Annotated in this window: 13 protein-coding genes; 11 read left to right on the top strand and 2 right to left on the bottom strand. The window is 64.9% G+C overall.

What is annotated here, in order from left to right:
- Positions 1–3: 3 nt before the first annotated feature.
- The 3 genes from FJ471_RS11150 to FJ471_RS11160 are packed head-to-tail and all read left to right on the top strand — an operon-like array spanning position 4 to position 3,598.
- On the top strand, positions 4–1,023 hold the full coding sequence (locus FJ471_RS11150) for an ABC transporter ATP-binding protein (RefSeq protein ID WP_246684688.1): 1,020 nt from the start codon (positions 4–6) through the stop codon (positions 1,021–1,023).
- 24 nt (positions 1,024–1,047) lie between these two features.
- Positions 1,048–1,893: an SMP-30/gluconolactonase/LRE family protein gene (locus FJ471_RS11155; RefSeq protein ID WP_140803203.1), complete on the top strand. Its 846-nt coding sequence runs from the start codon at positions 1,048–1,050 to the stop codon at positions 1,891–1,893.
- A 37-nt stretch (positions 1,894–1,930) separates the two neighbouring features.
- Entirely contained in the window at positions 1,931–3,598 is a 1,668-nt protein-coding gene (locus FJ471_RS11160; protein ID WP_140803204.1) for a N,N-dimethylformamidase beta subunit family domain-containing protein, read from the top strand.
- A 97-nt stretch (positions 3,599–3,695) separates the two neighbouring features.
- On the opposite strand, the gene FJ471_RS11165 is transcribed toward FJ471_RS11160, so the two are convergent.
- Positions 3,696–4,913, bottom strand: coding sequence for an FAD-dependent oxidoreductase (locus tag FJ471_RS11165; RefSeq protein ID WP_140803205.1), 1,218 nt, complete (start codon positions 4,911–4,913; stop codon positions 3,696–3,698).
- A 14-nt stretch (positions 4,914–4,927) separates the two neighbouring features.
- The gene (locus FJ471_RS11170; RefSeq protein ID WP_140803206.1) at positions 4,928–5,692 is read right to left on the bottom strand and encodes an aldolase/citrate lyase family protein; all 765 of its coding nucleotides are present in this window, start codon (positions 5,690–5,692) and stop codon (positions 4,928–4,930) included.
- Positions 5,693–5,805: 113 nt separating this feature from the next.
- Here FJ471_RS11170 and FJ471_RS11175 point away from each other — a divergent pair, with 113 nt between their 5' ends.
- The 8 genes from FJ471_RS11175 to FJ471_RS11210 all read left to right on the top strand — a co-directional run bounded on the left by FJ471_RS11175 (position 5,806) and on the right by FJ471_RS11210 (position 12,313).
- Positions 5,806–6,696: a 2-hydroxy-3-oxopropionate reductase gene (locus FJ471_RS11175; RefSeq protein WP_140803207.1), complete on the top strand. Its 891-nt coding sequence runs from the start codon at positions 5,806–5,808 to the stop codon at positions 6,694–6,696.
- Between the two features lie 3 nt (positions 6,697–6,699).
- Positions 6,700–7,512, top strand: coding sequence for a shikimate dehydrogenase (locus tag FJ471_RS11180; RefSeq protein WP_140803208.1), 813 nt, complete (start codon positions 6,700–6,702; stop codon positions 7,510–7,512).
- Positions 7,505–8,311: an SDR family oxidoreductase gene (locus FJ471_RS11185; protein ID WP_140803209.1), complete on the top strand. Its 807-nt coding sequence runs from the start codon at positions 7,505–7,507 to the stop codon at positions 8,309–8,311. The genes FJ471_RS11180 and FJ471_RS11185 overlap by 8 nt, the downstream gene beginning before the upstream one ends.
- Before the next feature lie 13 nt (positions 8,312–8,324).
- Complete coding sequence (locus tag FJ471_RS11190; protein WP_140803210.1) at positions 8,325–8,672, top strand: RidA family protein; 348 nt, start codon at positions 8,325–8,327, stop codon at positions 8,670–8,672.
- A gap of 56 nt (positions 8,673–8,728) precedes the next feature.
- On the top strand, positions 8,729–9,517 hold the full coding sequence (locus FJ471_RS11195; protein WP_140803211.1) for a FadR/GntR family transcriptional regulator: 789 nt from the start codon (positions 8,729–8,731) through the stop codon (positions 9,515–9,517).
- A gap of 294 nt (positions 9,518–9,811) precedes the next feature.
- Positions 9,812–10,522: an SDR family oxidoreductase gene (locus tag FJ471_RS11200; RefSeq protein ID WP_140803212.1), complete on the top strand. Its 711-nt coding sequence runs from the start codon at positions 9,812–9,814 to the stop codon at positions 10,520–10,522.
- 11 nt (positions 10,523–10,533) lie between these two features.
- Positions 10,534–11,283, top strand: a complete 750-nt coding sequence (locus FJ471_RS11205; RefSeq protein WP_140803213.1) for an SDR family oxidoreductase — start codon at positions 10,534–10,536, stop codon at positions 11,281–11,283.
- An 82-nt stretch (positions 11,284–11,365) separates the two neighbouring features.
- Positions 11,366–12,313, top strand: a complete 948-nt coding sequence (locus tag FJ471_RS11210; protein WP_140803214.1) for a LysR substrate-binding domain-containing protein — start codon at positions 11,366–11,368, stop codon at positions 12,311–12,313.
- The last annotated feature ends 49 nt before the right edge of the window (positions 12,314–12,362 follow it).

The following is a 12,362-nucleotide window of genomic DNA, read 5'->3' on the forward strand; positions in this document are numbered from 1 at the left end:
CCCATGGCGCTTCTCGAACTCGATGCCGTCTCGAAAATCTTCTCGCAGCGCCGTGGCGGCCGCGCCGTGCAGGCGGTGGCCGGTGTTTCGCTCGCCGTGGGCAGGGGAGAGACGTTGGGGCTGGTCGGCGAGAGCGGATGCGGCAAGTCCACTCTCGCCCGGCTGGCGCTCAAGCTGGTCGACGTGACGGACGGGCGCGTGCGCTTCGACGGCGTCGACGTGACCGGTTTCGCCAGCCGGCGCATGCTGCCGATCCGCCGTCGCCTGCAGGCCGTGTTCCAGGATCCGCTCGCCTCGCTCAACGCGCGCATGACGATCGCCGAAGTGATGCGCGAGCCGTTCGATACCCATGGCCTCAAGCTTGGCGCCGGGCTTGAGCCACGCATCCGCGAGCTTCTCTCCTTCGTCGGATTGGAGAACATCGACATCCAAAAACTGCCCGGTCAATTTTCCGGCGGCCAGCTGCAGCGCATCGCCATCGCAAGGGCGCTGGCGCTCGAACCGGAAATCATCGTCGCCGACGAGCCGACCTCGGCGCTCGATCCGTCGATCCAGGCCCAGATCGTCAATCTGATGCTGCAGATCCAGCGCAAGCGCGGCATCTCCTATTTGATCATCTCGCATGACCTCGACGTCATCGGCCACGTCGCCGACCGCATTGCGGTGATGTATCTCGGCACCATCATCGAGCAGGGAACGGCCGACGAGATCATGCAGCGGCCGCTGCATCCTTACACGCAGGCGCTGCTGTCGGCGGCGCCGACGCTTGCCGCGCGCCGCCAGGTCGGCTGGAAGCGCATCATGCTCACCGGCGATCCGCCCAATCCGGCCGACGTGCCATCCGGTTGCCGGTTCCACCCGCGCTGCCATTTGGCGCGCGATATCTGCCGGGAGAAAGTGCCGCCGCTGCGCGCCATGCCCGGCACCGGCCAGATGGTGGCCTGCCACCTTGCGCCCGAAGAAACGGCACGGGCGGGCGGCGAGGTGGGACGCGCCAGGCGCGGGCTGGCCGTCGCCAGCTAGAAGCACAGCGAAGAGGGAGGCGTTATGAAACGGTCGAAGGAAATCCATGTGACGGGCCTGGGCTTTCCGGAGGGACCGGTGGCGCTCCCGGATGGTTCTATCGCCTTCGTCGACCTGCTGCACGCCAAGGTCCGCGCCTTCAAGGACGGTGCCGCGCGCGAGCTGGCCACCCTTCCCGGCGCGCCGAACGGCATGCGGCTCGGCCCCGACGGCGCGCTCTACATCTGCAACAATGGCGGCCTCGCGCCGGAATCGTTGGAGAAGCTGCACTTCGCCGCGCCGATGATTCCCGGCTGCATCCAACGCCTGCAGCTCGACGGCCGCTGGGAGAATTTTGCCGACCATGTGCCCGGCGCCAAGCCTTCGCGGCCAAACGATTTGATCTTCACGCCCGAAGGCGAAATCGTCTTCACCGACCCGCAGAACTGGGAGGTGCTGGGCGCCGATGCCAGTGCCTATCATGGCGGGCAGTTGCTTGCGGCTGGACAGGACCGGAAGGTCCGTGCGCTGGCCAAGATGACCGGCTTCCCGAACGGGCTGGTGTTCCATCCCGACGGCTCGCTGATCGTCGGCATCACCATGGAGCATCGTCTGCTGCGCTTCGACTGGAACGGCGGCAGCGTCGGCGCGATGAGCGAATGGGTTCGTTTCGACGGCCGCTTCAATCCCGACGGCATGGTCTTCCAGGAGGGCCTGCTCTACGTCACCGGCAGCACCGGCGACCGGGTCGCGATCCTCGACACCACCGGACGGCTGGTCGAGATGATCGATTGCGGCGAGGGCAGCGACCCGACCAATTGCTGCGTCCATGACGGCCGGCTCTGGGTCACGCTCGGCCTGCCCGGCCAACTCGTCTCGTACACGCTTTGACCGACCTTTCCTGCAGATGAACTGAGTGAGCAAGCCCATGTCCCGTGAAGACGATTTCGTTCCGCCCGAACTCGGTCCCGTCAACATCCGCCCGCGCAAGGCCTGGGCCATGTCCGCCGACGAGCATTGGCACTCCAACCCCTGGTACGAGGCGCCGCGCGGCGACCCTGCCTTGCCCGAGGTCTATACCTACACGGACACGATGTCCTATGACCCGGGCGACGAGGTCGTCTTCCATTCCTCGACCACCGCTCCGCATTGGACGCTGGAGATCTACCGCGACGGCTATCGGCCGGAGACCGTCCACAAGGTCGAGGACGTCGCCGGCGCCTTCGCGCCGACGCCGGCGGATGCATACCGCTCCGGCTGCGGCTGGCCCGTCAGCCACCGCTGGCGGCTGCCGGCCGATCTGCGCTCGGGCTTCTACCGTGTCGTCTCGACCTGCGCCCGCGCCAATGGCGGCAAGTTCGTCCAGCATCATTTCTTCGTCGTGCGTCCGACAGCGGCCACGCGCCGCGCCAAGATCCTGATGATCCTGCCGACCGGCACCTGGACCGCTTACAATGATTTCGGCGGCGCCAACCACTATTTCGGCGTTGTCGGTCCGGGCAAGGACCAGCCCTCGCCCGTGCTTTCTCTCGAGCGCCCGTGGACCCGTGGCGTCGTCTGGCTGCCGCCCGGCGCGCCACGCATCTGCGCCGACCCGCTGCCCGAGTTCGGCGATGCGCCGCGCTACCCGATGAAGGAATGGGCCTATGCCAACGGCTTCGGCCAGTATTACGCCGCCGCCGGCTGGGCGCAGTTCGACCGCCATTTCGTGCTGTGGGCGGAGAAGGAAGGCTACGAGCTCGACATGATCACGCAGACCGACCTGCACTACAGGCCGGAACTGCTCGACGCCTATCCGTGCGTGACCATTGTCGGCCACGACGAATACTGGACCCGCGAGATGCGGCTGGCGATCGAAGCCTATGTCGAACGCGGCGGCAGGCTTGCACGCTTCGGCGCCAACTTCCTCTGGCAGATCCGGCTGGAGGACGACGGCAAGCGCCAGATCTGCCACAAGTTCAACGCCATCAATAACGATCCCGTCGCCGGCACCGACAAGGCGCATCTGCTGTCGACCGCATGGGAAGACAAGGACGTCGCCTGGCCAGGCGCCTCGACGGTCGGCGTCAACGGATTGCATGGACTCTACGCGTCCTGGGGCGGCTTCGCGCCGCACGGCCAGAAGGGCTTCACCGTCTACCGGCCCGAGCACTGGGTGTTTGCCCGCACCGGGCTTCACTATGCCGACATCTTCGGCGATAAGGAGCGCATCTTCGCCTACGAGGTCGATGGTCTAGACTACACGTTCAGGCATGGCCTGCCCTACCCCGTCCCCGTCGATGGTCAGCCGGAAACGATCGAAATCCTTGCCATGGCGCCGGCGGTGCTTGCCGAGGACGAGCCGGACGGCGAAGGCTTCCGCTACTATGTCCGCAGCAGCGACCATGAGGGCCTGGTCAAATGCGTCACCGGCGAGGTGACGCCGGAAGGGCTCGCCCGCTACAAATACGGCGCCGGCATGATGGTGCACATGACGCGCGGCAAGGGTGAAGTGCTGACCGCAGCGACATGCGAGTGGGTCATGGGCCTCAAGCGCGGCGACCGCTTCACCGAGCAGATCACCCGCAACGTTCTTGATCGGTTCACAAGCTCATAACTCAGCTGTCGCAAAGTCACGAAGCAGCAAGGCGAAGTCTTTGGACAGTTGGTAGCGAAGCTCGATTTCTTGCTTGGTCCCGGTGGTCTTCAAGGTTCTAGATCACCGCTTCCTCGAGAAACGGTTCGTTGCGCGCAATGCGTTCATAGCAGAAGGGCGACAGGTCGAGCGTCTGGAAAGCGCCGTGAATGATCAGCTCCGAGACCGCCCGGCCAACCGCAGGCGACTGCTGCAGGCCGTGGCCCGAGAAGCCGTTGGCGAACATGAAGTTTTTCACCTCGGGGTGGAAGCCGACGATGCCGTTGTGATCGAGCATGTTGTATTCGTAGTGGCCGGTCCAGCTGGTCTGCACCTTCAGCGCGTCGAAGGCCGGGATCCGATGCCATAGCGCCGGCCAGATATAGTCGTCGAACTCCTCGAAATGCATCTCGAAGTCGTCGTAGTCGGCCGGTCCGTCGCCCTGCGGCGTGTTGCCGGTGAGGAAAAGCTCGCCTTCCGGCCGCACGAAGGTGCCGGAAAGGTCGATGACGTTGGGCATGCGGCCGGGGATCGGATTGGCGCTGGCAAAGACGAAGCTGTAGCGCTTGTAGGGCGCGACCGGGATTGACAGCCCAGCCATGGCGGCGACCTGCTGCGCTCGCGGACCCGCTGCGTTGACCAGCGTTCCGCAAGCGACCGTCTCGCCTGTCGCGAGCCGCACCGAGACGACCCGCCCGTCAACGATGTCCAGCGCCGTCACTGCGTTGTCGATATACTCGACCCCGCTGCCGCGCGCCGCGCGGCGGAAGCCGTTCAGCATGCCCATGGAATCGAACCAGCCCTCCTCGCGCGAACCCCACGAGCCGCCGCCGAGATCGTCGACATTCAGCCACGGAAAACGCTCCTTCAAGGCGCCTGGTTCAAGAAAGACGGTTTGCGCGCCAAGGCTGCGCTGCAGCTCGACCCTTTCGCGCGCCGCGTCCACGCCTTCCGGCGAGCAGCAATAGAGATATCCATGTTCCTTGAAGCCGAGATCGGGCGCCGGCTCGTCCGTGTAGAAAGGCGCCATCCGCTCCTGGAAGCCGCGGATGATCTCGATGCCGAACTGGCTGATCTTCACATTGATCGGGTTGGAATATTGCTGGCGGATGGCGCTGGTGGAAAGCGCCGTCGAGGAGAATTCGTAGCTCGAGTCGCGTTCGACCACGAGGATCGAGGCGCCGCTGCCCAGCGCCTGGCTCACCCAATAGGCCGTCGATGAGCCGACGACGGCGCCGCCGACGATGACGATGTCATAGGCGCCGCGCGAAGGGGACTTGTAAGGAGGGATAGCCACTTCTGTTCTCCGCTCTACTGGTTGAACGAGGCAATCAGGGCATCAGAACCTCGCGCCAGTAGGCCGAGGTCCGACCCAACGGCCACCATGGTGAAGCCGTCGGCGAGATAGCAGTCCGCGTCGGCCTTCACGGGAGCCAGGATACCGCTGGCCTTGCCTGCCGAGGCAGCGGCCTTGCGCACGGACGATATCGCCTCCTGCACATGCTTGGCGCCGGGATTGCCCATCGCGCCCATATTCGTGGACAGGTCGCCCGGCCCGACAAACAGGACATCGACCCCCTCGACCGCGGCGATCTCGGTGGCATTGGCGACGCCGGCCTCGTCTTCGATCTGCACGGCAAGCAGCTGCTGCTCACGCGCTTTTGCATGATAGCCGGCGATGCGGCCGAAAGCGTTGGCGCGGTGACCGACCGAGAAACCGCGGAAGCCGACCGGCGCATAGGTCATGGCAGCGACGATCGCGCGCGCCTGCTCCGCCGTGCGCACATTCGGGATCATCAGGCTGCGGGCCCCGACATCCAGCGCCTGTTTCATCAGATTGGGATCGTCGGATGGCAAGCGGACGACCGCCTCGCAGGGAAACGCCGCCGCGACCTGCAGCTGCGCCATGATGCTGCGCAGATCGTTCGGGCTGTGCTCGCCGTCGATCAGCAGCCAGCCCGCCCCGGAGCCCGCCACGATCTCGGTGGTGAGCGCCGAGACCAGTGAGCACCAGATGCCGATATGAGCCCGGCCGGCCTGTACGGCCGCCTTCAGCGAATTGACGCGCTCCTGCATTTTGCGATCGGTCTCCAGCCGTAAAGAAGGTGCATTGAAATTTGTATGATGTCCTATATCATACGTCACGCTTGAGCTGCAAGGCGCTGTGACACCACATTGGGAGTTGCTTAATGAAAATCGGCTTCATCGGGCTTGGCGTCATGGGTGCACCGATGGCGCGGCATCTCGCCGATGCCGGACATGGGATCGTCACCGTCCTCAATCGCGCGCCTCTTCCGAAAGATCTGAAAGCATCGGTCGTCGCCTCTCCGGCCGAGGTGGCGCAGCTTTCTGAAATCGTCATCACTATGCTTCCCGACACACCCGACGTCGAGCGCGTCCTGCTCGGGCAGAACGGCGTGCTGGACGGAATTTCGGCCGGCAAGCTGGTCACCGACATGAGCTCGATCAGCCCGATTGCCACGGCCGGCTTTGCCGCGAAGATAAGGCAGGCAGGCGCAGGCTATCTCGATGCGCCGGTCTCCGGCGGCGAGGTCGGCGCCAAGGCGGCCAGCCTCACCATCATGGTCGGCGGACCGGTCGCCGAGTTCGAGCGGGCGCTGCCGATCTTCGAGAAGCTCGGCAAGAACATCACGCTGATCGGCGAAAAGAACGGCGCCGGTCAGACCTGCAAGATCGCCAACCAGATCATCGTCGCGCTCAACATCGAGGCCGTTGCCGAAGCGCTTGTTTTTGCGAGCAAAGCGGGCTGCGACCCGGCGAAGGTGCGCAGCGCGCTGATGGGTGGCTTTGCCTCCTCGCGCGTGCTCGACGTGCATGGCGAGCGCATGATCGCCCGCAGCTTCGCGCCAGGTTTTCGCGTCCGGCTGCACCAGAAGGATCTCAATCTGGCGCTCGAAAGCGCACGCGCGCTCGGCGTTGCCTTGCCGGGCACGGCAACGGCGCAGCAGTTGATGAATGCCTGCTCGGCCCGGGCGGGTGGCTCGGAAGCCGACCATTCGTCGCTCGTGCGGGCCCTCGAAATTCTCAGTGATCACGAACTGTCAAACGGAAAGGAATAACCGATGCGCGGAACCGGCAAGGCCGACATCTACGTCATGCTGGCCCATCCCGTGGGTCATGCCAAAAGCCCTGGCATCTTCAACGAGATCTTCGAGCAGAAGGGGCTCGACAGCCTGATGGTGCCGCTGAGCTGCCGTCCGGAAGATTTCGACACGTTCTGGGCCGGCATCACGGCGGCGGAGAATATCCGGGGCGTGATCATCTCGGTGCCCTACAAGGTCCCGGTCTACCACAAATGCGCTGCCGCCCATGACCGTGCCGCTCGCGTGCAAAGCGCCAACTCGGTGCGTCGGCAGGCGGACGGCAGCTGGTACGCCGACAATTTCGACGGCGTCGGCTTTATCGATGGCCTGAAGGCCGGGGGACATCAGATTTCCGGCAAGCGCATACTCCAGGTCGGCGCCGGCGGCGCGGGCTCTTCGCTGACCTATTGCCTCGCCGAGGAAGGCGCGGCCGAGATCCGCCTGACCGATGTCGACAAGGACCGCGCGCAAAAGCTCGCTTCGCTGGTCAACAAGTCGTTCCCCAATTGCCGCATCGAGGTTGGCGAGCCCGATCCGTCCGGCATGGATATGGCGATCAACGCCACGCCGTCCGGGCTGAAAGCCGGCGACCCGCTGCCGATGGATGTGAGCAAGCTGACGCCGGAGATGACCGTGGTCGACATCATCATGGAGCCGGCCGAGACGGCCCTGCTCAAAGCGGCGAAAGAGATCGGCTGCCGCATCCAGCCCGGTCGCCCGATGATGGATTTCCAGGTCGAGGCCATGGCCGAATTCTTCGACATCGATCGGAAGGATCGCCGCAATGGCTGATGCAATGACCGCCGTCGTCATCGGCGGCACGTCCGGCATCGGCCGCGCAGTGGCCGAACGCTTCGCCGAGGACGGCTATCAGGTGGTGGTCGCCGGCCGTGATGCAGTGCGGGGCGAGGAAGCGGCCGGCGCCTGCGAGAAAGCGGGCGCGCCACGCGCGCTGTTTGCCCAGACCGATGTCGGCGATCCCGCCTCGGTCGAAGCGCTGGCGCGGGCTGTCGGCGACGCCTTCGGCACGCCACATGTCGTGGTCAACTGCGCCGGCATCCTGCAGAGCGGCAAGCACGTGCTCGACCAGGACCTCGCCGAAGACGAGCGGATGTGGCGCATCAACTATCGCGGCACGTTGCTTGGCTGCCAGGTGTTCGGCCGGCTGATGTCGGCCGCCGGGCGCGGCGCGATCCTCAATGTCGGCTCGCTTGCCTCTTTCGCGCCGCTGTCGTTGCCGGCTTACACGCCAGGAAAGCACGCGGTTCTGGCGCTCACCCAGATGCTGGCCGCCGAGCTCGGCCCGCATGGCGTTCGCGTGAATGCCGTGGCACCGGGCTATACGCTGTCGGACGGACTGAAGGTGAAGATCGCAAAGGGCGAGCGCAACCCGGAAGCCATCCAGGCCACGACGGCGCTGCGCCGCTTCGTCGAGCCGCGCGATGTCGCCGAGGCGGCCCTGTTCCTCTGCTCCGACCGCGCCGCGTCGATAACCGGCGTGGCCTTGCCGGTCGACGCCGGCTGGCTCGTCCAGGCGCCTTACGCGCAGTACCTGCAAGGCAACCCCATCCGGCAGACGCCGGCAATCTGACAAAGGAAAACCAGTGGGCGATATCCAGCGCTTCGACTTCGACACCCGCATCCATCACGGCGTCATCCACAACGGCACGCTCTATTTGACCGGCCAGGTCGCAAAACCCGGCCAGTCCGCGGCCGACCAGATGCGCGAGGTGCTCAGCAAGATCGACGCGCTGCTCGCCAAGGCAGGCACGGACAAGACGCGCATCCTCCACGTCCAGATGTGGCTGGACGACATCAGGGACTTCGACGAGGTCAACACGGTCTGGGACGCCTGGATGCCGAAGGAGCATGCGCCGGCGCGCTCCTCCGGCGAAGGCCGCATGGCCAAGCCCGGCATGCTGGTCGAGCTGATCGTCACCGCGGCGGTTTGAATGGTCTTGTTGGTTCGGGCATCATCGCGAATCTCAACTTGGACGGAAGAGCCTGAATGACGAAGCGCAAGCCGCTTTCCACCGTCGTGGCGGAGAGTCTGTCCGAAAAGATCCGCTCTGGATCGCTGCTTCCCGGCGCGCAACTGCCGACAGAGGCGGAGCTTTGCGCCGAATACGACGTCAGCCGCACCGTCGTGCGCGAGGCGGTGGCCCGGCTGCGCTCCGAGGGCATGGTCGTGCCGCAGCAGGGGCGCGGCATGTTCGTCAGCGAAACGCCTGCGCCGCGCAATTTTTCGATTCCCGACGAGGCGCTCAGGACATTGCCGGAAACCATCGCCCTGCTCGAGCTCAGATTGAGCGTCGAAGTGGAATCCGCCGGGCTCTGCGCGGAACGGCGGAACGACAGGGAAGTCAGCGAAATCCGATCCATGATGGATGAGATCGATGCCCGGCACCCGGACCCCGCCGCCGTCCAGATCCACTACGACTATGATTTCCACCTCGCGATCGCCAAGGCCGCGCGCAACGAGTTCATCCACGGCTTCCTCGCCTATCTCGGGCCGATGATTGTGCCGCGCTTCCAGCTCGGCTATGTCGTCGAGCCCGCGCTCAAGGACAGCTACTACGCGCGCATCCACAGCGAGCACAAAGCCATCGTCGACGCCATCGAAAGGCAGGACGGAGCCAAGGCCCGCCAGGCGATGCGCAAGCATCTGCAGAACAGCCTGGGACGCGTGCGCGCGCTGGCGAAAGCCTCGGGCATCGAGGCAACCGAAGCGGAGCAGAAAGCCGCCGCGGCCTCGCTTTTCAAGGACCTGAGAAAGCCCCTGCCGACGGCCGGATAATTTCGCCGGTTTCGATCTGGTCCGCCGTCATCGATGCGCGCCCTGCCGGCCGTTTGCGAAAGCCATGTTTTTTCTCAGGTTGCGGCCGGAAAATCACTTCGGCGCGCTGAAACCACTGTTTTCCTTGGGCCAGAGGCTTTCGCCGTCGGGCGGACACGTTGGAATATTCCAGCCGCCGAACAGGCTTTCGAAAGTTTATCTTTCCTTTTTGCTGGTTTTCTTGGTTTCGCGGCGCCGGCCCGCGCCGCACACTGAAACCTAGGCAAATGGGGAAGCCGCAATGGGAAAGCCCAAGTGACGACAGCCTTCATCACCGGAGCGACGAGCGGCATAGGCCGGGCCATGGCGATCGCCTTGAGTGATGCCGGCTATGACGTCTACGCGGTCGGCCGCAGTCAGGCCGCGCTCAGGGAATTGCAGGCCGAACGTCCGGGCATCGTACCGATCTCCGTCGACGTCACCGACCGCGAGGCGCTGGAATCGGTGCTGGCGGATCTCACCATCGATGTGCTGATCAACAATGCCGGCATCATGCCGCCGCTCGGCAATTTCGCCGACATGAAGATCGCAGACATCGACGCGACGCTGGAGGTGAACCTCAGCGCCGCGATCCTGCTCACCCGCCTCGTCGTGCCGCAGATGCGCGAGCGGCAGTCCGGGCATATCCTGTTCACCAGCTCGGTCGCGGCCCACGCCGCATTCTCCAACATCGCCGTCTATTCGGCCACCAAGGCGGGGATCTCCGGCTTTGCCGGCGCGCTGCGCGCCGACCTTTCCCCCTTCGGCATGCGCGTCACCGAGATCGTCGCCGGCCGCGTCGAGACGCAGCTTTACCAGGACATCCTCGACGCCAAGGCGCGCGCCGCCATGTACGCCAGCAAGGTGGTGCAGCCCGATGACGTGGCCCGGATGGTCGTCGCCGTGCTCGCGCTGCCGGCATGGGCCGACGTTACCCGTTTCGACATCATGCCGACCTGGCCGACCTCGCCGAGCGGCACCAAGTAGGGAAAACTGCAATGAAGGATCTCTCCGTTCTGATCGTTGGTGGCGGCGCCGGCCTCGGCGCGCTCTTGGCCCAGATGGCTGTCGAGGCCGGGGCGGCAAAGATCGGCATCATCGACATCAACCAGCAAGCGGCGGAGAGCGCGCTTGGGCCGGCGAAGGCCAAGGGCCTGCCGATAGCGGCGGCCACGTGCGACATCCAGATCGGTCCGCAGTGCCACACCGCCTTCGATGCCATCGTGGCCAAGCTTGGGCGCGTCGACACGCTGATCAATTGCGCCGCCATCTATCCGCGCCGGCCGCTGCTCGAAATCACCGACGCGGACTGGGACGCCTCCAACGGCATCAACATCAAGGGCACCTACCATATGATGGTGGCGGCGGTCCGCCATATGCAGGCGCAGGAGCCTAAGGATCATGTGCGCGGGCGGATCGTGAATCTCACTTCCGTCGACGCCTTCAAGGCGCATCCGCAGAACGCCCATTATGCGGCCACCAAGGCCGCCGTCGTGAGCCTGACGCGGTCCTTCGCGCACTACGTCGCCAAGGACGGTATCCTGGTCAATTCCGTCGCGCCGGCCGGCATGGCCACCGAGAAGGCCAAGGCCCTCGGCTTCCTCGAGGAACTGGCCAAGGCAAGCCCGCTCGGCCGCGGCGCCGAGCCCACCGAGATCGCCGAATGGGTGCTGATGACGGGTGGCCCGAAGAACACCTACATGACCGGTGAAAACGTAATCGTTTCAGGTGGTTACATCTACGCTTAGAATCAATTCGGCAGCCGGCGACTGCTGAGCTTCGGCACTGAATGAGCAACGGAGTCTCGAACGAAAGGAGGCGGAATTTACCATGACCGGCAAGCTTCGCCTTCCTTCGCTGAATGCGCTTCGCGTCTTCCATGCCGTGGCGCAACACAAGAGCTTCCGGCAGGCGGCCGACGAGCTCCTGGTCACGCCGCAGGCAGTCGGGCAGCAGATCAAGCTTCTCGAAGACACGCTTCAGGTGACACTGTTCGAGCGCAAGGGCCGGTCGATCGAGCTGACCGAGTCGGCGATCCTGCTCTCGCACTACGTCAAGGCGGGCTTCGACGAGTTTTCCGAAGGCGTGCGCCGCGTCACCAAGTCGAACTACCGCGACCGCATCAACCTCAATGCGAGCCCGTATTTCGCCACGCATTACCTGCTGCCGAGGCTGTCGCTGTTCCGAGAGATGCTGCCTGGTGCCGACCTGCGCCTGACCACGATGGTCGACCTGCCCGATTTCGGCCGCGACGACATCGATATGACTGTGCAGTGGGGTTACGGCAACTGGCCCGACTACGAGGTCACGCTGCTGGTGCCTGACCCGAAAATCATCTGCTGCACGCCAGCGATCGGCGAGAAGATCAAATCGGCGCGTGATCTGACGAAGTTTACGCTGCTCGACACGGTCAAGTCGAAGCGCCTGTGGCCTGACATATTGCGGCACCTCGGCGTGGAACTGACCGACGGCGACCGCAGCATCAGCTTCGACGACGCGGCGACCATGCGCCGTGCAACCCTGCAAGGCATCGGCGTCGGCCTCGTCTCCGTCATCGACGCCGAGGAGGATTTCCGCTCCGGCGCGCTGGTCGCGCCGATCGGCCGCGACGCCATCGCCGACATGAAGCCGGAGGAAGTCCCCGGCTTCTACCTCGTCGTCCCGCGCGGGCATCTACGCGTGAAGGCGGTGGCCGCGCTCCATCGATGGCTGGCGCAGGAGGATTGGCGGAGCGACCTCAAGCTCTCCTTGCCGAAACCGACCCCGCTTTCCGACTGAGAAGCGGTCTCGAGACCGGGTCCCGAAAAAGCACTTGTGGGGCTCCAAC

The sequence above is a fragment of the Mesorhizobium sp. B2-7-1 genome, assembly GCF_006440735.1.
GTDB lineage: Bacteria > Pseudomonadota > Alphaproteobacteria > Rhizobiales > Rhizobiaceae > Mesorhizobium.